General features: G+C 33.0%; 18 protein-coding genes. 11 read left to right on the top strand and 7 right to left on the bottom strand.

The genetic code is table 11. The features are described from left to right. Positions 1-79: 79 nt before the first annotated feature. Positions 80-2428 carry a BamA/TamA family outer membrane protein gene (locus tag B4G36_RS06045; protein WP_291062741.1) on the bottom strand — a complete coding sequence of 783 codons (2349 nt, stop codon included), beginning with the start codon at positions 2426-2428 and terminating at the stop codon, positions 80-82. Further along, positions 2425-7632: a translocation/assembly module TamB domain-containing protein gene (locus B4G36_RS06050; RefSeq protein WP_291062743.1), complete on the bottom strand. Its 5208-nt coding sequence runs from the start codon at positions 7630-7632 to the stop codon at positions 2425-2427. Before B4G36_RS06050 ends, B4G36_RS06045 begins: the two co-directional genes overlap by 4 nt. A gap of 437 nt (positions 7633-8069) precedes the next feature. Between B4G36_RS06050 and B4G36_RS06055 the strand changes: the two genes are divergently transcribed. Next, a complete protein-coding gene (locus B4G36_RS06055; protein ID WP_125349744.1) occupies positions 8070-8396 on the top strand; it encodes a hypothetical protein in 327 nt (108 codons plus the stop codon). Between the two features lie 40 nt (positions 8397-8436). Here the strand turns inward: B4G36_RS06055 and B4G36_RS06060 are convergent, their stop codons facing one another. After that, positions 8437-9504 (bottom strand): patatin-like phospholipase family protein, encoded by a 1068-nt coding sequence (locus B4G36_RS06060; RefSeq protein ID WP_291062745.1) that lies wholly within the window; start codon positions 9502-9504, stop codon positions 8437-8439. Positions 9505-9582: 78 nt separating this feature from the next. On the opposite strand from B4G36_RS06060, the gene B4G36_RS06065 reads away from it, so the two are divergent. Continuing rightward, complete coding sequence (locus B4G36_RS06065) at positions 9583-10464, top strand: AraC family transcriptional regulator (protein WP_291062747.1); 882 nt, start codon at positions 9583-9585, stop codon at positions 10462-10464. On the opposite strand, the gene B4G36_RS06070 is transcribed toward B4G36_RS06065, so the two are convergent. Then, the gene (locus tag B4G36_RS06070) at positions 10465-10644 is read right to left on the bottom strand and encodes a hypothetical protein (protein WP_291062749.1); all 180 of its coding nucleotides are present in this window, start codon (positions 10642-10644) and stop codon (positions 10465-10467) included. It lies immediately after the preceding gene. 225 nt (positions 10645-10869) lie between these two features. Here B4G36_RS06070 and ccoG point away from each other — a divergent pair, with 225 nt between their 5' ends. Continuing rightward, positions 10870-12324, top strand: coding sequence for a cytochrome c oxidase accessory protein CcoG (ccoG, locus tag B4G36_RS06075; RefSeq protein ID WP_291062751.1), 1455 nt, complete (start codon positions 10870-10872; stop codon positions 12322-12324). A gap of 46 nt (positions 12325-12370) precedes the next feature. On the opposite strand, the gene B4G36_RS06080 is transcribed toward ccoG, so the two are convergent. Next, entirely contained in the window at positions 12371-12694 is a 324-nt protein-coding gene (locus B4G36_RS06080; protein WP_291062753.1) for a HopJ type III effector protein, read from the bottom strand. Positions 12695-12851: 157 nt separating this feature from the next. On the opposite strand from B4G36_RS06080, the gene B4G36_RS06085 reads away from it, so the two are divergent. Further along, complete coding sequence (locus B4G36_RS06085; RefSeq protein WP_180906118.1) at positions 12852-13172, top strand: hypothetical protein; 321 nt, start codon at positions 12852-12854, stop codon at positions 13170-13172. Positions 13173-13500: 328 nt separating this feature from the next. Here the strand turns inward: B4G36_RS06085 and B4G36_RS06090 are convergent, their stop codons facing one another. Continuing rightward, positions 13501-13989: an SPOR domain-containing protein gene (locus tag B4G36_RS06090; protein ID WP_286486253.1), complete on the bottom strand. Its 489-nt coding sequence runs from the start codon at positions 13987-13989 to the stop codon at positions 13501-13503. Between the two features lie 415 nt (positions 13990-14404). On the opposite strand from B4G36_RS06090, the gene B4G36_RS06095 reads away from it, so the two are divergent. The 6 genes from B4G36_RS06095 to B4G36_RS06120 are packed head-to-tail and all read left to right on the top strand — an operon-like array spanning position 14405 to position 23031. Next, on the top strand, positions 14405-15823 hold the full coding sequence (locus tag B4G36_RS06095) for a c-type cytochrome (protein ID WP_291062756.1): 1419 nt from the start codon (positions 14405-14407) through the stop codon (positions 15821-15823). 22 nt (positions 15824-15845) lie between these two features. Beyond that, on the top strand, positions 15846-19007 hold the full coding sequence (locus B4G36_RS06100; RefSeq protein ID WP_038336918.1) for a TAT-variant-translocated molybdopterin oxidoreductase: 3162 nt from the start codon (positions 15846-15848) through the stop codon (positions 19005-19007). Between the two features lie 34 nt (positions 19008-19041). Continuing rightward, the gene (nrfD, locus tag B4G36_RS06105; protein WP_038336919.1) at positions 19042-20445 is read left to right on the top strand and encodes an NrfD/PsrC family molybdoenzyme membrane anchor subunit; all 1404 of its coding nucleotides are present in this window, start codon (positions 19042-19044) and stop codon (positions 20443-20445) included. Continuing rightward, on the top strand, positions 20426-20995 hold the full coding sequence (locus B4G36_RS06110; protein ID WP_221627898.1) for a DUF3341 domain-containing protein: 570 nt from the start codon (positions 20426-20428) through the stop codon (positions 20993-20995). Before nrfD ends, B4G36_RS06110 begins: the two co-directional genes overlap by 20 nt. Beyond that, on the top strand, positions 20995-21675 hold the full coding sequence (locus tag B4G36_RS06115; RefSeq protein ID WP_291062758.1) for a c-type cytochrome: 681 nt from the start codon (positions 20995-20997) through the stop codon (positions 21673-21675). The genes B4G36_RS06110 and B4G36_RS06115 overlap by 1 nt, the downstream gene beginning before the upstream one ends. 18 nt (positions 21676-21693) lie before the next feature. After that, entirely contained in the window at positions 21694-23031 is a 1338-nt protein-coding gene (locus B4G36_RS06120; protein WP_114999477.1) for a hypothetical protein, read from the top strand. Between the two features lie 80 nt (positions 23032-23111). Here the strand turns inward: B4G36_RS06120 and B4G36_RS06125 are convergent, their stop codons facing one another. Continuing rightward, positions 23112-23423: a hypothetical protein gene (locus B4G36_RS06125; protein ID WP_180906125.1), complete on the bottom strand. Its 312-nt coding sequence runs from the start codon at positions 23421-23423 to the stop codon at positions 23112-23114. A gap of 124 nt (positions 23424-23547) precedes the next feature. On the opposite strand from B4G36_RS06125, the gene B4G36_RS06130 reads away from it, so the two are divergent. Next, entirely contained in the window at positions 23548-23853 is a 306-nt protein-coding gene (locus B4G36_RS06130; RefSeq protein WP_291062761.1) for a hypothetical protein, read from the top strand. Positions 23854-23868 lie beyond the last annotated feature (15 nt).

The raw sequence follows: 23868 nt of genomic DNA on the forward strand, positions 1-23868 counted from the left end.
CGCTATTTCAGGACGGGACAGATTAAATAAAAAAATGAGCGTCCATTGTGACGCTCATTTTTTTATTTACGCTTTATGCTTAGAATGGATATCCAATCGCGATGTTCAAAATTAAGTTGTCTTTTCGCCAAGCTTTGTCTCCAAAATCTATTTTATCAAATGTCCAACGGTCATTCTTTTCGTAATAAGGCACACGAAGTGGAGTTGCTAAATCTAATCTTAATACTAAAATATTAAAATCAAGACGTAATCCTAAACCAGCTCCAACGGCTATTTCGCTCATAAAATCTTTTGAGAATTTTGCACCAGGACGTGTTTCATCTTCATTGATTAACCAAATGTTTCCTGCATCAACAAATAACGCAAGGTTAAGAAAACTGAATAACTTTTGTCTAAATTCTGCATTTACTTCTAATTTAATATCACCTGATTGATCAAAAAAGAAATTGGCATTTTGATTGCGTGGATCATAACTTCCTGGTCCTAATGTTCGTGCTCTAAATGCACGAATACTGTTACTTCCTCCTACAAAAAATTGTTTGGAATAAGGTACAAATTCAGAGTTTCCATACGGATAGGCTATTCCGCCAATAAATCGTGTGGCGATTGATGATTTTTCTGAAAATTTGTGATAAAAACGGAAGTCATGTTCCATTTTTGCATATTGACTAAATGGTATTTTGAAAATTTCTTTTTCCTTATCTTTCTTCGCATTCGCACCTGTAATCAATCCTGTTAAATTTCCAGCTAAATCAACTAAACCTCGGTAATAGAATGTACTTTTTCGAGGTAACATTGTTGTGGTATAAGTATACGAATATTGTGGTCCAAAAATTAATTGTTTGTCAACAACGCGTTTCAAACTTGGGTTGATGATATTTCCAATTGAATCGTAAATCTTGCTATTGTATTCGTCTGTCACTTTTTCTGGAAACAATAAAGTTGCACTAAAAATCTTTAAATTATGTTCTTTTTGCGCATTCTCTTTCCAAATGTAACCAAAAGAAGTATTGAAATTATGAAGCGTATATAATCTCGATCTGTTTTGGTATTCGTAACCAATCTCAATATTGGTTCTCGGTACAAACGCACTTGACGAATGAAATTTGAAAGGTGCTACAATTCTTGGAATCGAAAGTTGCGTATTAAAACCAGCTCTAAAAATATTATTCGCATCTTTTTGTCCGCCCAATTGCATATCAAACGCACCATATAACGCCATTTTTAGTTGTTCCGCACCTTTGAAAATATTACGATGTGTCCAGTTTAAATTTAACTCACCACCACCATAATTCGCCGAGTTTGTTCGTCCTAAAACTTCTAATCTCAATGATTGGAATTCGCGTGGTGTTAAGGTATAATACACATCAAATTTATTGTTAATAGAATCAGAGATCACGAAATCATTTTTCACAAATTTGAATACACCCAAATTAATTAATCGATTTAGGGTTAAATTATGATCTGCTCGGTTATATAAATCCCCTGTTTGAAAGTATAATACACGATCAAAAACCTTTGGTTTAAAGTACTTTTTCGAATCCACCATGTAAAATCCATTTTGCTCATATTTCGCTAACGAATCGTTGTTCATGGGCATTTTATAGATTCCTTTTCGTGCGTCTCGAATGTTATAATCTGGGAAAACAATTACTTTGTCAATGCTATATTGTTGTTTGGCTTGTTCTGGTGTTTTATCTTTTAACTTTACAAAAAGTTCGACATCTTGCTTATTGGTAACCGTACTATCCGCTTGTACAATGATGTTATCGGGATGAAAATAATAGTAACCATTTTCTTTCAGACGTGCATCTATTCGTTCTCGTTCAGCTTTGATCACATCTAAATCGAAAGGTTGCTTATCTTTCAGTAACGTATTTGCTTGTGTTTTTTTAATTTCTTTGTTGACCGCTAAAGTGGTATCTTTTGGAAAATTAACTTGGTTGATGTAATAACGTTTGCGCGGTTGCAAAACATAATGTACTTCCGCTTTTTTGTTTTTACTTATTGTATCATCTTGTGCTTTGGCATTGAAAAATCCTTTGTTTTCTGAATAATTGACCAGAATTTTTTTATTGAATTCGATGTCTACATCTCCCAATAAAACAGGTTTTTCACCCACTTTATATTTTAACCAATATTTCAGTCCTTTTTGCTTTTTAGGTTCGCTGGTGATGTTGTAAATGTACAAACGCGGACGAAGTCCAAAAAAACTTGAATTAGGTTTTGGAATGATATTTTTTTCGAGATTATCTTTTAGTTCAGCTTTGTCGGTTTTGCTTAACGAGTCGCCTTCTATTGTTAATTTAGAGCCCGTGTAAAGCATTTCACCTTCTTTCAGAAAACGTGTATTGCTACAAGAAGAAATACCTAAAATAGAAATTGAACAAGTTATAAATTTGATATAGGTTAAAACTGATTTTTTCATGGTTTCACTTCTTGATTTTGTGTATTTCTATTTGCTCTGTTCGTTCTATTTTTTCTTCTTTTCTCGAAAATTTCTTTGAATTTATCGTAATCTAATGTGATGATAAATCCAACACCTGTTTCTACAATTTGTCCTTGTAATGCAACTTGGTATTCATCTTTTCGATAAGCTCTCAACATGTATCGACCATCACGAGATAAGCTATAATCAATTGTGATATCACCCGCAATATTAGTCATGTTTTCATTTTCTCGTGTATCACCATCTAATCCAAAATTACTTCCAACCGAAACTTTCAATCGGTCGTTTAGTAATCGTTTGCTCACGGCAACATTCAGATCAGTACGTGTGTTTTTAGATCCTGAAGAATAATCGTCTTGTGTATCTAATCCCAAATCGATATCAATTCCTTGGATTAAATCATCCGCCAAATTATTCAATTGTTGCGACAAAATATTACTTACACTTTGTAGCGCCATTGTTTCTGCAGAAACACTTGTTTTACTTTCGAATGGATTTTCGCCAATAAAACGATTCAATAATAACAAGGCAAATACTTGCTTGTTCATTTCGGCTTCATCATTTTTCAACTGATCCAATTTCAATTGTGTATTTTCGATCACCGCAGTTGCAATGGAAGGATTCTCTTTATCCATTGAAATATTGAATTTAATATCAGGTTTTAATAATTCACCTTTCAAAATTAACTCGGTATTAAACGGAATTCGTTGTTTGTACATGTTCATTTCAGAAGAAGAATAGCCCGAAATTTGTTGTTCGATTAAATCAATAGGAGCGGCTTTTGTTTTGTAAATCGCCGTAATGTCTAAATTGGCTGTAGTTGGCTCACCAGTCCATGTAATGCTACTTCCTTTCTGAATATCAAAACGACGTTTTAACAAGCTCACCGAAAGTTCGTACGCACCTTTTTCTACTTGATAAACGCCAACCAACGTCATTTTTCCTGAAGGATCCATTCCGCCTGTTAATTCGGCTTCACCTTGTATTTCTACAAAATCTCCGTTTGCTTTGTCGATGATAATTGATGTCTTGGCTTCTTTGCTAATTTCAATATTGACACTTACATCTAACCCTTTTATTTTAGATTCGGCTATTAATTCATCTGTTTTAATTGTTTCTTGAAGCGCCACTTGATCTTGATCGATGAATTCGACAATTCCTTCTCGCTCTTGTAAAGAAGGCGAGGATTGAGGTAAAACAAATGTAAAATTCGTGTCATCAGTTACGGTTAAACTTCCGTTTACTTTAGGTAAATCTAAATCACCTTTTATCGTTAAGTTTGCATTGACAGCTAACTTTCCATACATAATCGCATCGTTCGATTTTTCTGAATTTACCACATTGAAATCTCGTGCATTTGCTGTTAAATTGAAGGCGAAGTCACGGTAAGTTTCCGTTAAAATTTCTCCTCTTATCGTTAATGAATTGCCATCGTTGTCATTAATTTTGAATCGATTGAACTCAATTCCTTTGTTCGTGAAATCAATCGCGTCATCAATTTTTCTGAAATTACTTCCTGTTTCAGCAATCGTTAAACCAACTTGATTAAATTTGACTTGACCTAAAATGCTCGGTTTATCCATTGTTCCAACGATTTTTAGATTTCCAGAAATATAACCTTCTGTATCTTTGATTCGATTCATTGTAAATCCTTGCACTGATTTCATTTCTAATCGATTGATATCTAAAGCTAAATCAAACGCACTTTCTTTGGTATTATAATCTCCAAAAATCTTCATGTTGTTGCTGTTTCCATCTAAGGTAATATCAGCGTTAATCATGGTTGGAGAAGTGTTTTGTACTTTTGCTATAATATTTCCAATAGGATTTCCGAAAGCTTTTAAATCTGAAACGGTCAAATCAGCATTGAAGGTCATTTCTTTGTTTAAATCTCTAATTTGAGCTGTTCCATTGATTATTCCTTCGGCAGGTAAATCATCTTTTTTAATGATTTCTGCAATGGTTTCAATTTTGAAATCTTTGATGGTAATATTCAGCGGACTTGTTCCTTTTTCCGATTCAGATTGCAATAAAATTTGACTTCCATTGTTCATCAAACTGAAATTATTTGCCACAATTCCATCTTTTCTCAACTGAATTAAATTTCCTTCACCAACTTGCCATTGATCGTAGTTTAAGACCAATCCATTCGGATTAAGACTAATTTCCGTGATATCGTTTAGCGTTTTTAGATTTCCAGCCACCAAAAATTGTGTTGCATCTTTCGTATCCTTTGTCGAAACGTTATAATTGATCACATTATTTGTAATATCACCATTCAAATCAATTTTTTGTAATTGAAAACTTTCACTTTTTAATGCATCCACATTCAACGAATACAATAAGGATTCGTCTTGGTTGGATAGTTTTATCAATCCATTGTTAATCGTATTTGTTCCGTACGTTAAATTCGGAATTTTTCCATCAACATTGATTTGTTTTGAATCGGCATTATAAGTTGCGTCAAGTGTTATGGTTTCGAAGCTTTTCAAATCGGGAACAAATCTTCGAATCAACTCATCATCTTTAATTTTTGCATTCAAAGTAAAGAATTGATGAGGTTCTATTTTTTCGTCTTTATTTGGTTTCTGAAATTCATAATATTGGTTAATTGTTGAAGTTATCGAACCAAAAATTTGTGTCAATTTAAATTTTCCTTTCATATCCAAATCGGCCAATTGTGAAGTCAAACTAATTTGATTTGAATCAGCAGTTGAAGTCGCAATCAAGCTTACTTCTTGCATTGGAAAAATATCTTTTGTATTGGATAATGCAAAGTTTTTTAGATATAAAGAACCATTTAAATAATCTGGATTTAAATCAGCGAAATTGGCATCAATTTCTCCTGCAACAATCATCGGTTCGTTGTAAAAACCAAGTTTTTGAACATCTAATTTGACAATATTTCCGTTCAATTTTACATCAGATAAATCCTTTTTGTACACACCAGAAGCCGTCAAATTAAGATTCGCGTTTGGATCTTTTGATAAAATATGTGCATCAAATACTCCATGATTCACTTTTGCATCGAGTGTAATATTTTGATAAGTATATTTATTGTAATAAGCTGATGAAACGGTTCCTGAAAGTTTTGTAACCATTTTTTCTGGGTTGAAACTTGTTCCAATAGCATTAATTTTTCCTGTTATTTTGCCTAAATCCTTGTTGCTAATAAGCGTTCCAATATCCAAATTTTGTAGGTCTGCTTTGACATTATATTTCTCGGCATCCTTTTTTTGCATGTCCACAATTGCATCAATTTTCGCATTTCCCAACGTAGAATTTATTGCCAATTGTGTATTGATGATTTCGGTTGTTCCTTTCGCTTTTCCTTTGACAGAAAGCTTTGAAGGAATTCTAATGTTAGTTGGAATAGTATTTTTCGGAATTAAATTGTATATCGTTTTAGAAGATGTTGAGAAGTTTTTGATGTTCAAATCATAAAATAAATTCTTTGGATTCATCGCATTTTTCACTCTTCCAGAAGCCGAAAGTTGCAAATCATCTAAACCAGAAACTTGGAGATTATTAATCAATAAATCGTTTACTTTTCCTTTTACATTGGTGTTAACACTCAGAATGGCGTTTGGATATTTGTCGAAAGGCGTCGTATTTCTAAGCGTTGGAGCAAGATTTAAAATATCTGCCAAACCAATTTTTGAATTTTTGATATTCGCATTAACCAAAACATTTTCTGGATGAGAAGTTAACTCATTAATCGTATTGTAACGCAAAATAACTTCGTCACGAAGAACGGTTCTTGGTGTTTGTAAATAAAGGTTTTTCAGATACGCTTGTGTATCTGCGTACAAGAAATCTGTTGTTAATTTCTGAATATTCAATCCTCTTGATTCTTTTATTTCAGCACTTTTTACTTGTCCAGCAAATGTGTTATTTTTCATTTCGAAATCGCGCAAATCAAGATTTAATTTAGAAAAATCCAAATGATTAAAATCCATTCCTTGAGCCGTTCGACGTTCAGCAGTATTGTTGTATTTTACTTTTACATTTTCAAATTTCGTTTCGTTCAAAACCAAATTCATTGGGGTTGAAGAAGTAGACGAATTCGAAGTAGAATTCTTTGAAGAAAGGAATAAATTCGCTTCGATATCAGCGTCTTTCAACAAAATATTTTCGATGTCGAAAATTGAATTTTCAAGATCAAGTTTATTGACTTTCGTTTCAAATTCGTTTAGGTTAATTTTGGCAAAAGTTTTCGAATTTTCGTCACCATAATTAACTTTGATATCATTCAAATTAATCTTACTCAACCCAATTTGCAATGGAGTTTGTTTTGCAGTTGGATCAATTTTATCCACATTATTTTCTTGGATTTTATTAACCATTTTTTGATTAAAATCAACCAACAAACCATTCACTAAAATATCATCAACCGCATAAGAATTTTGTTGTAAATCAAGTTTTTTAACACGCGTTTTGAAATCTTTGAATTTGACTTTAGCAAACATTCCAGAAATATCATCGCCATAATCGATATCAAAATTGGTTAAATTAAATCCGTTCAATTCAATTTTCATTGGCTTTTGATCATTCAAAGAATCGACTTTTTCTTCTACTTTTTTCGCAACTTCTTTTACAATATCTTGTTTCAATTTTAGCTTTAAACCGTCTAAATTGATATCGCTAATTCCATACGAATTTTGTTCTAAATCGAATTTTTTGACACGCGTATCAAACGAATTTAGATGAAGTTTGATGTTATTTGCCGCTTGCTGATCATTGAACGAAACATTAATATCATTCAGTTTTATTTTATCTAACGAAATGATAAATGGCTTTGAAGGACTTTCGTCTTTTTCGTCTGTTACAAAAGCATTGATAATATAATCGAAATTGAATTTCCCATCTGGTTTACGTATAACATTGGCATGAACGCCACTCAAATCAATAGATTTTATATCTGCTTTACTTTTGGTTAATTGCCAAATATCCAAACCAACATCAAACTTTTTGACCGATAAAAGCGTGTCAACATCTTGTCCTTGTAAGTAGAGATTTTCCATCACCAAACTATTTGGAAAATCGACATAAACACGGTCTAATTGTACTTTTGTATGTATTTTATTTTCGAGGTAATTGACTAATTTATTTTTTACAAAATTTTGTACAGTAGGTAACTGTAAACTAAAAATTGCAATGGTCAACAATAGAATTATTGACAAGAGTGTGATGGAAAAATATTTTAATACTTTTTTTAAGTTGAATTTCAATTGGTTAGATTTTATTTGTTTTATTGGAATTAAGATACAAATTTTCTACAAGGATAATACCAAAAATGTACTTTTTCATAAATCGTTTTACCATTTTGGAAACGATCTCAACTCCATTAAAAGGAAATGAATGTTTTGAAAGGATAATTTTTTCGAAGTCGAGTTTTAATTGTGCGTTTATTTGCGCGAAAATTGGTTCACAAATAAGGCAAATTAATCCTAAAGTCAAGATTTTTAGAAGAGTTTTCATTTTTGTGTTTTGGTTGATGTAAAAGTAAAATATTATCTGTTTTGAGATTGATAATATTTTAAAATTCTCTTAAAACTTTTTAATTTTCATTGGTAAAACCAATATTCTTTTATTAAATTTGAGTCAAACAATTGAAGCTATGAGAAGAATTTTTTTTGAAAAAGATAGCCACAAAGACTACTTATTTGTTATAATTGATCACGAAAGAGAATTGGATCAAATTTATAAAGTGGATAATTTTACTGACGAAACTGGACGTGAATATGTGTACACCTTGATTGGAGAACGCAAAAAACTGAATGCAGATTTGTTGAAACCACATGTTGTTGCGCTAGAGAATGGAAGTTACACGAATTACAATGGAGAGGGAATTGTAACAGATTGTCACGCGTGTTTAGAAAGTATTGTGGATAATAGAGGATTGAATAGAGAACAAGAAATATTTGTTTATGTTCGAAATAAATAGAAATTAGAAGAGGCTTTGAAATTTTACTCAAAGCCTTTTTTTATGAGATTTCAACTTGATTGAAAATTAATTTTTGAACGACTTCATCCAAATGTTCTTTGTGTTTTGCGACATAATCATTGGCAACATCCAATAATGTTTTAATATTGCTGTTGGAAACATTTCCTAAATCCAATGCAGATTCTGGAATTTCAGGATTAAATCGATAATAATTTTGTTGATATTTTGGTTTCAATAAAGAGAACATACTTCTCATTTGCTGATCAACCATATCAACTCCAGTCGAAATAAAAATGTCTACCAAAGGATCTACCCATTTCGATTTTGAAATTCCTGTTAAATGTTCGTGTTTATATGATTTTGCACGCGAACCATTTCCGAGAGAAATGATAATAAATTCTTGTAAAGGTGCTGTTCCATTATATTTTAATTCGTCTTTGAAATATTTATTAAAATTTATTTTTTGCGTTTCGATAAAGCCAACAAAAGTTGGATTGTTTGCAAAAACACCACCATCAATGCAACTAAATTCTTGATCAGCGAATGATTTTATTTTTGCAGGTTCAAAATAAGTTGGCGCAGCTGATGAAGCACGGCAAATATCTTTTACATAAAAATTTCGGAAAGGAGAGATTCCATCAATCGAATTGAAAATTTTTGGTTTTTGATGCTCAGTATCATAAGAAACTATCACGCAAGGACGAATCAAATCTTTTAATTCTGTATCTCCAAAAACGATTTTTAATTGCTCCTCCAATACAAGCGTTGGTAAATTATCTTTTAGCACACTCAACGGATTATTGAGAATTGTCCAGAATGTTTTTGAGAAAATATTTTTCCCTTCGCCTAAATAAATATTCAACGCATCTGTAATCGAGTGTTTTGCTCTTTTTGGATTTTCGGTAGAAGGAGATAATAACAAAGAAGCGATTAAAGCACCAGTACTTGTACCTGCAATAAAATCGACATAATCGCCTATTTTAGCATTTTCGTTATGAATTTCTTTTAATTTATCTTCGATATATTTTAAAATGACACACGATATAATTCCTCTAATTCCCCCGCCATCCAAAGAAAGTAAGACAATTTTTTTTTCTTTAAATTCCATTTTTGATGTTCTTTTGTTTAAAGTTAAACTTTTCATTTCAAATATTCTTTATTTTTACACTTGGTAATTCGTTGTATTATGTCCAAAAAACTTTTCCCTACATATGATATCTGTAATCTGAACACGGAAAAAAATAGTAATGAACTATTTTCCATTGATCGATTTAGAGGATATGTTGACAGTAATCCGCATTTACAGGAAGTTCACAGTCATAATTATTACCATTTGGTCTATTTTACTGAAGGTAGTGGCGAACATTTGATCGATTTTGAGAAGTTTGAGGCGAAATCTGGGACAATGTATTTTATGAAACCTGGACAGGTGCACCAATGGTATTTTAAGGAAAAATATGATGGTTTTGTCGTGAATTTTTTTGATAATTTTTTTGATTGGATTGGGATTAATTCTTCCATTTTACAGAAATTTAGATTTTTACAATCTATTTTGGTGAAAGATCACGTGGTTGAAATTTCGCTAGATTTACAAGAAAAAATTGCAAGTTATTTTGAGGAAATGATAAATGAAAATCAAGAAAATAATCAATTCTCGAATTTAAAAATTGGTTTCCATTTGATGAATTTATTTATTGATATTGAACGAAGTTTGGAAGGCGTAAATATCAAAACAAGCGATTATCAATCGGTGTTGTTGGATAATTTTCAGACGCTTATCGAGCAAAATTTCAAGAGCAAAAAATTACCAAAAGAATATGCCGAATTGTTGTACATTACTCCTAATCATTTGAATGCACTTTGCAAAGATGTGTTAGCTACTTCGGCAGGTGAATTAATAAGAAGTCGCATTGTTTTAGAAGCAAAACGTTTGTTGGTAAACAAAGAAATTTCTGTGACAGAAATTGCGTATTTACTCAATTTTCAAGATGCATCATATTTTGTGAAATTCTTCAAAAAATACACTGAGTTTACGCCAGAACAATTTAGAAAACAATATTATTCGTAGTTACTTTAAATTGTAGTTTACTGGAATATTAAAACTCACTTTTACAGGATTTTCGTTAATTAAAGCAGGTTTTATTTTGGATAATCTTTCTTCAACATCATGACTCAATTTCATGTTAAAACATTCTACGTAATTATCTGTTTTTTCTTCACATCTTGGATAAGTTGCGAACTGAGTCACATTTTTATTGTGTATATTTTTTGTAAAAAAGTAAAAGTACAAATAGAAAATACTAGTAGCTTTAGTAAGTTTTTCATAATAGGTGGTTTATGTTTTTATTTGGTAAATATTTATAAATTAATGATTTATATCAATCCGTAAATATTACCATAAATACCATAAATAGTGCCAAGCTCTAACCTGATTGTAACGGTAAATTTGCATAGATATTAAGTAGTAAGGTATATGAGTGATATAAAACAAGATTCAACGCAACTTGGTTTTGAAAAAGAGAATGAGCAATTCAGAACAGAGGTCGCAACAATGGATAAAAAAGGAACTCGAAAATGGGTGTATGCGAAGAAACCTTCTGGGAGATACACTAATTATCGTACAATTGTTTCTTCGGTTCTATTGCTTTTATTAGTTGGGTTACCCTTTATAAAATTAACAAATGGAAATCCTATTTTTAAATTTGATGTGTTCAATACGAATTTCATTCTTTTTGGTTATCCATTTTTTACAACAGATTTTTTCTTACTTGCTTTCGGGATGATTGTAAGTGTGGTTTTTATTATATTATTTACGACTGTTTATGGACGATTGTTTTGTGGATGGTTATGTCCGCAAACAATTTTTATGGAAAGTGTTTTTCGTAAAATTGAGTATTGGATAGAAGGTGATAGAAGCAAACAAATTCGTTTGGATAAACAAGATTGGAACGAAGAAAAAATTCTGAAAAGAGGAGGAAAGTGGACGATATTTTACATTATTTCGTTTTTCTTTTCGAATATATTTTTGGCATATATCATCGGAATGGATGAATTGATCAAAGTAATTACCGAAGGTCCATCAGAGCATGGAGGTTTATTATTTGGAACATTTATTTTTAGTATTTTTTTCTATTTTGTTTTCGCTTGGTTTCGTGAGCAGGTTTGTACGTTGGTATGTCCTTACGGAAGATTTCAAGGAGTTTTGATTGATAAAAAAACAATTCAAGTTTCGTATGATTTCAAAAGAGGTGAAAATACAAACGGACGCTCTAAATTTAGAAAAGGAGAAGATCGAATTGCTGTAGGAAAAGGAGACTGTATAGATTGTGGTCAATGTGTGGCAGTTTGTCCTACTGGAATTGATATTAGAAATGGTTCGCAATTAGAATGTGTAAATTGTACTGCATGTATGGATGCTTGTGATGATATTATGACGAAGATTAATCTTCCGACAGGATTGATTCGTTATGCTTCTGAAGAAAATATCGAACAAGGAAAATCATTTAAGATTACTGCAAGATTAATTGCTTTTACATTTGTATTGGTTGCAATGATAGGAGCAATGACGGTGTTTATGTTAAATAGAAGTGATGTCGAAGTGAAGTTTCTACAAGTTCCAGGAAAAGATTATGTCGTAGAAGGTGATTATATCATTAATACAATGCAATACAGTTTGATGAATAAAACCAACGAACAATATAAATTAGTTGTTCGTGTAAATGGTTTTAAAGGTGGAAAAACTGTTTTGTTAGTAGAGCCAAATCAATATATACAAATAAATGAAGGACAATTAAAGCAAGGTTTAATAGATATTAAAATTCCTAAAAGCGAACTGAAATCTTACAAAGTTCCAGTTATTTTAGAATTAAAAGATTTGAAGGGAAAAACCATCGATCATTATACGATAAGTTTTATGGCTCCTTTTTAGTTGAATTAAAAACGTCTTACAATTTGTAAGACGTTTTTTTTTGAGTTTATTTTTTTGTCAACACTTCGTTTTCAAATGTCACACCTTCCCATCCGTTTTGCATAAATTGACGAATATTATTGTGATCAGTTCCTTCTGGCGAATCTAATACAGCTTGATAATGTTCCGCAAATAATTTTAAGGTGTCATCTTCAGAGAAATTATTCAATTTTGCAAAAGCAAAAACCTTCGCACTTCCTTGATTTTGATCCGCAGCATTTTCCTGATTTCCATTTACAAAAGCAGAAGCTGTATAAATATAATTTTCTTCAATATGCGCAATAACATCAGCAAAATTAGCTTCGTTTTGGTTTAATTTTTCTAAAATCATTGTATCTTTTTGTCAAAAATAAGAACTTATTTCGAATACAATAAATCATTAAGTATGTTAATTTGTTCATGTCATCAAATTGTTAACTTATATTTAACAACTTTCTGTCTATTAATTAATTACATTTATAATTATTAACAAAATAAAAATAAATTTTATGTTTGAAAGAAGGCAATTTAATTATGAAACGTCAAGTGTTGCGCTACGTGAACTTGCGGAAAAAGGATATCAAGAAGATTTTAATTTATTAGAAAGTGATTTGATTGATCATCCGCACGATTTTAGAATTATTTATATCTATCGTTACGAAGGAAATTCGAATCCTGAAGATGAATCAAGTGTTTATGGAATCGAAAAAATATCGACAGGAGAAAAAGGAGTTTTAGTTGCAGGCAATTTGGGATTTGTACAAACAAATTTAGCATCGATACTTATCCAATTAGAAATTGAGGGCAGAGGTAGAATTCTGAACAACTAAAAATAAAAGCATGAATCAACTACTAAATATTACCATTAAAATATAAAAAAGCGTTATCAATTTTCTTGGTAACGCTTTTTTATATTTTTTCGAATAAATTTGGACTTTCTAAAGAAAGTTAATCGTTTTCTATTTTTAGTAATAGTCTATATTCAGAAAAACGATGTTCGCGAATAGGTCTTATAAAAGGTTCTGTTTTGAAATATAAAACTAAACATGGAGAAATATTTTTATATTTTTCTACAAACTCAAACAAAACTAATTCACCATTCTTTATTCGCTGTTTTATTTTGTTGTGATAAGGATACATTTTCCTTTTTATAAACTATTACTTCGCTTTTCTACATAAAACCTTGAACGGAATAGAAAATGCACTATTATATTTTGATTTCAAACGACGAATATCTCTCGAAGCAGATGCTCTTGTAAAATAATCTCCAACTAAAACGCGATAGTCTGGTGAGAAATAAGCTGTTTGCGATGATAAGTCAGGATAAGAACGTGCAAATTCATTTCTTACCTTCTCTGCATCTTTTCTATCTTTCGAATAATAAATCTGAATTTTGAAACCATTAACCTGTGGTGTACCTGCGCAAGGATCATTAGATTGTATAACTGGTTTTTTCTCTGTCGGTTTCTTTACAGTAGTGGTATAACTACAAACAGCGTCTTCTTTTGCTTTTAAAACATTATTTATTCTACTATCAATTTCCATATTCAATGTACCATTGTTGATAATTTGAACGGTATCAATTTTATCTTGAGCAAACACGCAAGAAGAAAATGTAATAAGGAATAAAAAGATAAATTTTTTCATAAGATGAAATTAATTTGTGCAAATATACTTTTTACAATTAAGTTATTAAATTTTATAGACTTTTATTTTCTTACAACGAATATTGTTCCAATTTTTTTTAACTAACAAATATTTGATTGTTGTTTCATAAAATTGATTGGCAGATTGTAATAAAAACAATAATGATTATTTTTTTTAATTATGTTAAATAGTAATTTTTCTTGTTCTAAATCTTTTCTATCAAATCAAATAGATAATATTTATACAGCGATATTTTTTAACAATTAATTTAGAAACGTTTTAAATTAAGCTTAATGACAAAGTTCAGTATGTAAACTTTATGATTTTATTAAGTATTGAAGCTATTTTTGCTGTTAGTTAAGTGTTCAAATAAAAACGAGTTAAAAGAAACAACGAACTGAGATTATTTAAGTAAATGAAGGCAAGATTTCTAAAAAGAATACGTTTATGGAGCTGCGCGATAATACTATCGACGTTCTCCTTAGCAAATGCCCAAGATGCAGGTAAAGGTTACGAGTTATTCGAAGCCAACTGTACTGCATGTCACCAGATTGATGGTAAATTAATTGGGCCGGAATTACGTAATGTTGAGAAACGCGTACAAGAACAAGCTGGACTTGGAAAAGAGTGGTTACACGCTTGGATTAAGGACAATAAAGCTTTACGTGCGTCTGGAGATGCGTATGCAAACAAAATTTTCGCTGAGTACAATAACACTGAAATGTTAGCTTTCCCTAACTTATCTGACGGTGATATTGATAATATTCTAGCGTATACTGCCGATCCTGATGGTGGTAAAAAGGCTTTTGATGATGCAAAAGCTGCAAAAAAGAAAGAAGCTGCTGCTGCTAAAGCTGCTGCTGCCGGAAACGGAGGTGGTGCTGGAACAGGAGTTATCGCAGTTGGATTTGTTGTATTAGCAGCATTATTATTGTGGATTTTGGTTCGCGTTAATGCATTAGTTAAAGCAACTGCAACTGATGATTTAGATTCTAAAGAAGAAAAAGCTGCTTTTTCTTTCGCAAACTTCTTCCAAAAATACCAAAAAGTTGGTGGTGTGTTAATCGCAGTATTAGCATTCTTTGCATTGTACAACGTGTATTGGGGATTAATGGGAGTTGGTGTTGATAAAGGTTACGAGCCAGAACAACCAATTTATTTCTCTCACAAAGTTCACGCAGGTGTACAAGGTATCGACTGTCAGTACTGTCACAGTTCTGCTAAATACGGTAAAGTGTCTGGAATTCCTTCACCAAACGTATGTATGAACTGTCACAAAACAATCAAAGAATACAAAGGAGATTACTTCGAAGAAGATTTAATCACTTCTGGTAAATTCGCTGATGAGGAAGCAGTTAAGAACTTCTATACAGGAGAAATCCAAAAAATGTATAAAGCTATTGGATGGAATCCAGAAACGAACAAATACGATGGTCCACAAAAACCAATCGAATGGGTACGTATCCACAATATGCCAGATTTCGTATTCTTTAGCCACGCACAACACGTTGTAGCAGGAGAGAAAGCGATTAAGAAAGCAATTAAAGGTGGAACTATTCCAAATGCTAAAGAATTGAACATTGGATCAGGAGACCAAGTTTGTTTTGCATGTCATGGACGTGTTGATGAAATGAACGAAGTAAAAATGGCGAATGATTTCACAATGGGATGGTGTATCGAGTGTCACAGAACTACTGAGGTAGATATGGACAACGAGTATAACAAAGAATATTACGCAGAACTACACGAAAAACTGAAAAAACAGTACGGTGACGCAACTAAGATTACAGTTGATGCTATCGGAGGTTTAGAGTGTGGTAAATGTCATTATTAATATAAAAAAGAGAGGAGTATAAATGGCTTCGAAGAAAAATTACTGGAAAAGTTTTGAGGAGTTAACTGACAATACATTAAATGAAAAGTTAACTACCAACGAATTTGCAGAAGAAATTCCTGTAGATAATTTCTTAGGGAATGATAACGCCATGGAGAATAGTCAAACTTCACGACGTGACTTTTTGAAGATTTTAGGGTTCAGTACAGCTGCTGTTACTTTAGCAGCCTGTGAAGCTCCAATCGTAAAATCTGTTCCTTATGTAGTGAAACCAGAAAACATTATGCCTGGTGTACCTACTTATTATGCATCTACAATTTTTGATGGATACGATTACGCGAACGTATTAGTACGTACAAGAGAAGGTCGTCCTATTAGAATTGATGCAAACAAAGGCGCAAAATATTATGGTTCTACAAATGCACGTGTTCAGGCATCTGTATTATCATTATACGATTCTGATAAAATAAAATCACCTTTAACAAACGCAGGTGAAAACTTCAAAGCAACATCTTGGAAAGAGCTTGATGCCCGTGTAACAAAAGCATTAGCATCAGTAGGAGGGAAAAAAGTAGTTATTTTAACTTCATCTTTACCTTCACCAACAACTAAAAAGTTGATTGCTGAGTTTGCAACAAAATATCCAACAACTCAACACGTTGTTTATGATGCAATTTCTTCTACGAATGCATTAGACGCAGCGCAAGAAGTTTATGGAAAAAGAGAATTGCCATTCTACGATCTTAAGAATGCTGAATTAGTTGTTTCTTTCAACGCAGATTTCTTAGGTGATTATAATGGTGGTGGAATGGAAGGTGATTATGGTATTGCTCGTAAACCAGGAGCAAAAATGATGCGTCACATCCAAGTAGAATCTGTTTTATCTTTAACAGGAGCAAATGCTGATACACGTTATCCATTAAAACCAACTGATACTGAAAAAGTATTGGCTGAAGTTTATAATAAATTAGCAGGTGGTTCAGCTTCATCTAAAGAAGCATTAGCTATTGCTGCTGAATTAACAGCAAAAGGTTCTAAAGCGGTTGTTATGGCTGATGGTTCGAAAGAAGCATACGCAATTGCATACGCAATTAACCAATTGTTAGGATCAGCTGCAGTTTCTGATAAAGCTGTTTTATTAAAAGAGTCTAACGACGCTGTATTTAATCAATTTGTTGCAGAAGCTAAAGCTGGACAAGTTGGAGTTTTATTAAACTTCCAAACAAATCCAATTTACAATGCTAAAAATGCAAAAGAAATTGAAGCAGCTTTCAAAAACATTGGACTTAAAGTTGGTTTAGTTGAAAAATTAGACGAAACTGCATCAGTAATGGACGTTATTGCTCCAGTTACTCACGGTTTAGAGTCTTGGAATGATTTCAACCCATTAACAGGTGTTTATTCATTACAACAACCAACAATTCCACGTGTATTTGATTCTCGTCAATTCCAAGATTCATTAATCGCATGGATGACAGGAGTAACTAAAGTAACAGAAGTAGAAGATCCAAATGATCCAATTATGGTGATGGCGGTTTCTGCAACTAGACAAAAAGTTTCTCCATATTACTTATATGTAAAACAAAACTGGGAATCAGCTATTTTACCAAAATTAGGTGTAGATTTCAACAAAGCATTATACAATGGTTATAATGAAGCGACTGAAACTTCTACATTTACTGCTAACACTGGTGTTGCTGCAGCTGCTGCTACAAAATTAGCTGCTGGTAAAGCGACAGAATGGGAGATTCAATTCTATTCTAAAGCTGGTTTAGGAGATGGTACACAAGCAAACAATCCTTGGTTACAAGAATTACCAGATCCAATTACACGTAACTCTTGGGATAACTATTTAACAGTTAATCCAAATGATGCGGAAAAATTAGGAATCAAAATTCAAGATAACTACAACGTTACAAACGGAAGAATGCAATTTGACGGTGAGTATGTAAACTTAACTGTTAATGGAGTAGTTTTAGAAAATGTTCCAGTATTCATCCAACCAGGTCAAGCAATCGGAACTGTAGGTTTAGCTTTCGGTTACGGTCGTACAAAAGCTGGTAAAGTTGCAAATAATGTAGGGGTTAACGCTTTCGCATTATACACTGGTAATGTAGGTGCATCTAACGTTAAGATCGAAAAATCTTCTCGTTCAGATAAACACGAATTTGCTAACATGCAACAACAACCAACATTGATGGGACGTTACGAAATCGCAAGAGAAGTTTCTTTAGCAGATTTCATCAACACAGATCGTCAAGAATGGAATCCAGTTGCGAAGATGCCAACATGGAGAGGAGATTCTCCAGTAGGTGAAGTAGATTTATGGGCTAGTTTTGATCGTTCAACAGGACCTCACTTCAATTTAACAATTGATATGAACTCTTGTACAGGATGTGGAGCGTGTGTAATTGCTTGTCAAGCAGAAAACAACGTGCCAACTGTTGGTAAAGAGCAAATGCGTATGTCGAGAGATATGTATTGGTTAAGAATTGACCGTTACTACTCTGATGTTACTTACCAAGATAAAGACGGAAAATTAACTCAAAAAGTTGCGTTAGAATCTGATCCAGATAACGAACCACAACAATATACACGTTTAATTAAGCCAGAGGCTGAAAATCCAGATGTGATTTTCCAACCATTAATGTGTCAACACTGTAACCACGCTCCTTGTGAGACTGTGTGTCCAGTAGGTGCAACATCTCATGGTCGTCAAGGTCAAAACATGATGGCTTATAACCGTTGTGTTGGTACTCGTTATTGTGCAAATAACTGTCCTTATAAAGTACGTCGTTTCAACTGGTTTAACTGGGCGAACAATGATAAATACGACTTCCACATGAACAATGATTTAGGTCGTATGGTACTTAACCCAGATGTTGTTGTACGTACACGAGGAGTAATTGAGAAATGTTCATTCTGTATCCAACAAACTCAAGCTGCAATCTTAAAAGCTAAGAAAGAGAACAGAGTAGTTAAAGACGAAGAGTTTATGGCTGCTGCTGCTTGTGCTGCTGCTTGTGGAACAGGTGCGATGAAATTTGGTGATATCAATGATGATAAATCTGAAGTAAGAGCAGCATCGAAAGATAAACGTTCTTATGTTTTATTAGAAGAAATTGGTACAAAACCAAACGTTATCTATCAAGTAAAAGTTAGAAACAGAAAAGAACAAGCTTAATTAAATTAGTAAAGAATTAATAAGGTAAACAAATATGTCACATTACGAATCACAGGTAAGAGAACCCCTTATTTTAGGACATAAAACCTACCACGATATCACAGTAGACATTGCTCGTCCAATTGAGACGCCAGCAAGTAAATTGTGGTGGACATGTTTCAGTATAGCAATGGTTGCATTCATCTTTGGTGTTGGAGCAATTGCTTATACAGTAGGAACTGGTATTGGTGTATGGGGATTGAATAGAACGATTAACTGGGGTTGGGATATCACCAACTTCGTATGGTGGGTAGGTATCGGTCACGCTGGTACGTTAATCTCAGCCGTTTTATTATTATTCCGTCAAAAATGGAGAATGTCGGTTAACCGTTCTGCGGAAGCCATGACAATCTTCGCCGTTGTACAGGCAGCGTTATTCCCTGTAATTCACATGGGTCGTCCATGGTTAATGTACTGGGTATTCCCAATTCCTAACCAATTTGGATCTTTATGGCCTAACTTTAACTCACCATTATTATGGGACGTATTCGCGATTTCTACGTATTTCTCTGTATCAACAGTTTTCTGGTTGATGGGATTAATTCCTGACTTCGCTATGGTACGTGACCGTGCAACAAAACCATTCGCTAAGAAAATCTACGGAATCTTATCATTCGGATGGGGTGGTGGAGCAAAACACTGGCAACGTTTCGAAGAGTTATCTTTGGTATTAGCTGGTTTATGTACACCGTTAGTATTCTCGGTACACACGATTGTATCTTTTGACTTCGCAACGTCGGTAATCAAAGGATGGCACTCAACAGTATATCCTCCATATTTCGTTGCTGGAGCTATTTTCTCTGGTTTCGCGATGGTACAAACATTATTAAGTGTAATGCGTAAAGTTTTACACTACGAAGATTATATCACACGTAAACACATCGAGTACATGAATATTGTAATCGTTGTAACAGGTGGTATGGTTGCAGTAGCATACTTAACAGAGTTATGGATCGCTTGGTATTCAGGATCTCGTTACGAAGACTTTACATACTTCTCTCCAGGAGCAGCAACAGGACCTTATTGGTGGGCATTCTGGGCGTTAATTATCTGTAACGTTTTAGTACCAGGATTATTATGGATTCGTCCAATCAGAAGAAACTTCTTCTGGACATTCGTTATCTCTATCGTAGTTAACATCGGTATGTGGTTCGAGCGTTTTGATATTATCGTTATCAACTTATCTCGTGACTATTTACCATCGAGCTGGACAATGTTTATGCCTTCATGGGTAGACGTAGGTATCTTCTTAGGTACTATGGGATTCTTTTCTGTGTTATACTTATTGTACGCACGTACATTCCCAGTTATTTCACAATCTGAATTAAAAACTATTTTGAAATCATCAGGCGAAAGCTATAAAAAACATCATACTGAAGATGAGCATCACGAACACTAAAATCGTTTATGGTCTTTACGGAGACGATGATGATTTATTAAAAGCAGTAAAATCTATTCGTAAACAAGGTATTACGATAGATGAAGTATATACACCTTTCCCTGTACACGGTTTAGATAAAGCCTTAGGATTAAAGAAAACTCGTATTTCTGACCTTGCTTTCTTCTACGGTGCATTTGGTACAACGTTAGCATCTTTGATGACATGGTTTATTATGAACCATGACTGGGCTCAAGATATTGGAGGGAAACCATCTTTTTCTTGGGGTGAGAATATGCCAGCTTTCGTTCCTATTATGTTCGAGTTGACAGTATTCTGTGCAGCGCACTTTATGTCATTAACATACTTAGTGCGTAACAAAATGTACCCAGGTGCTAAAGCTAAAAACCCAGATCCACGTACAACAGATGATAAATTCTTAATCGAAATCAGAACAGCTGATGTTGAGAAAATCAAAAATGTATTTGTAGAAACTGGTGCTGAAGAAGTAACTGTAAAAGGTGATGTAGTCGTAGAACCAAGTGTTAACAATTTAGTACAAGAAGCATAATGAAAAAGATAGCATTACTTATAGGATTAGGAAGTATTATTATCACTTCTTGTTCTGATAAAAAACGTCACGCAAGTATCGTATATATGCCAGATATGTATTATCCTACGGCATATGATCCTTATGAAAAGGCAACTTTTGGTTACCCTCATGACAAAGAAAACTCTGAAGTTCCTGTATTAAGTAAAAATCATAATATGTCTGCATTAGAATCTGTAGAAGGTGCTGTTGCAAGAACAGATGGTGATATTTTACCATGGACTTTCAAAAACAATAACGCTGGTTATGCACAAGCAAAAGCAGTAACTGTTTCTCCTTTGAATGCGGCTAACAAAGCTGCAGACTTAGAAAGAGGTAAGTTATTGTTTGGACAAAACTGTGCAGTTTGTCACGGTGACGCTGGTGATGGACAAGGATCAATCGTAAAATCTAAAGCTTATTCAGGTGTTCCTAATTATAGCGAAAGAGATGTTACAGTAGGTTCTGTTTATCATGTAATTATGTACGGAAAAAATGCGATGGGTTCTTACGCATCTCAATTGACTCCTGCAGACCGTTGGAGAGTTGCTGAATATGTAATGAGTTTGAAAGGTGCTACTACAGCTGCCACTGCCACTGCTGGAGACGCAACTGCTGAAGCAAAACCTGCAACAGAAACTGAAACAGCAACTAATAAATAATAAAATAAGTTAATTATTATGCAATATACATTTTCCCCAAGATTAAAAAATGCATCACTTATCTTAGCTGTTATAGGTGTTGTACTTTACGGGATAGGATTTTTCTTACATCAACAAGATGTTGCTAATTCAACTGAATATATTAACGGTTTGATTGAAGCTCACCCAACTCAATTTTTTGGTGACTACATTTCAGATTCTTATGCATCTATGAACACAGATCATGCTGGACACATGGAGCATTTGACAAATTTATTGAAAAACAGACCTTGGGCTGCTTTCTATGTACCAGCTTATTTATCGTTTGGTATTGCAGCATCTGCTTTGTTTTTCTTATGTATTCAATTCGTAGCTAACGCTGGTTGGTCTATGGTAGTATCTCGTGTTATGGAGGCTATCGCATCATTTTTACCAGTTGGTTCTGTACTTGTAGCTATCATCGTTTTAGGATCTTATTTTCACATGAATCACTTATTCCACTGGATGGATGCTGATTTAATAAATCCTGATAGCGAGAAGTATGATATCTTCATGGCGAACAAAGCTCAACTTTGGTTAAGTCCTAACTTCTGGTTAGTACGTTGTGTTATTTACTTAGTAGTATTATCTTTAATGTTACCAGTAATTAAAAACGCAACACGTAAATTAGATGAGACAAACGGAGACTTAAAAGTGTACGCTCAATTGTACAAAAAATCAGTAATTTACTTAGTGATTTTCGCAATTTGTTCTGCAGCATTTGCTTGGGATTTCGTGATGTCTTTAGATCCACACTGGTTCTCTTCATTATTTATGTGGTACGGAATGGTTTCATATTTAGTTTCTGCGGTTTCTATTATGGCAATTATTTCTATCTACTTAAAAAGAAAGAACGCATTACCATTATTTAATGATAACCATTTACATGATTTAACAAAATACATGTTTGGTTTCTCATTATTATGGTCATACTTATGGTTCTGTCAATTCATGTTACAATGGTACGCGAACATTCCTGAGGAAGCTCAATACTTCCAACAACGTATGGCGCAATACCCATTATATTTCTGGATGTTGATCATTAACTTAGTAGCTCCATTCTTGATTTTAATTTCATCAAGCATGAAACGTCGTTACCAAATCGTTTTCGCGATGGGATTCGTTATCATCTTTGGACACTACTGGGATTTCTACAACCAAATTATGCCAGCAGCTGTTGGACCATTCCACAACTTTGGTTTAATGGAAATTGGAGCATTAGTTGGAATCGGAGGATTATTTACATTCGTAGTTATGAATGCAGTTTCTAAATTAAACCTAGAAGCAAAAGGTCACCCTTACTTCCACGAATCAAAAATTTATGAATATCCTTTCTAATTAGAAAGATGTTATAAAATCTAAAAAGCTCGATGCATTTGCATCGAGCTTTTTTATTTGATTAATAATTTGTAATATTCTTATTCTTGAATTGTTCTACGTTTTATTTCCAAATCAACCAAGAAATGATCGACATCGTCATCTGTTGATAAATTTCCAACCACGTAAACACCTTTATCTCCGTTTTGATTATTGATTATACCATAAACAGAAGATTCGTCATCAGGATCAGACATTCCTTCGTAACGATAAATACACACAATATCAAAGATTTCAGGAGCTTGTTTTAATTGATCTTTTTCGATATTATAGTCAATCGTAAAACCATTTTCTTTTAGTTCGTCTAAGGCTTCGTTTGTTGTTTTGTAGCGGTATTGGATTTTTTCTTTCATAATTTTAATAGTTTAATTATTGAGTCTCAAATACTATTCCAATCAGTATATTCATTAAAATATAGTAAAGTCTTTTTTGGTAAGGTTATTGTTTTATTTCAAAGTGAATATAATGAATATGATTATGAAACTAATACTATTAAAAAAAATTAACTTGATTGCAGTTTTTGCTCTTGCTGCTTTATTTTTGGTTTCGTGTGATGGATCTACAACTATATATGGATTAGAGCATCAGCATAAACACAAAAAGAAGTATAAGAAATATCCGAAGTACGAAGTAAGATATGATGACCATCGTAGCTTACCACCAGGTCAACACAAAAAAGTACACGGTGATAAATCTTCAAAAAGATATGCACCAGTTCAACAAAAGAAAAATAATGGGAAATTTTATAAAAAGAAAGGGCATAATAAACATCATAATGATTAAAAAAGAAAAGGATTG

Origin of the sequence: Empedobacter sp. UBA3239, from assembly GCF_002362875.1 — a bacterium.
Taxonomy (GTDB): Bacteria; Bacteroidota; Bacteroidia; order Flavobacteriales; family Weeksellaceae; genus Empedobacter; species Empedobacter falsenii_B.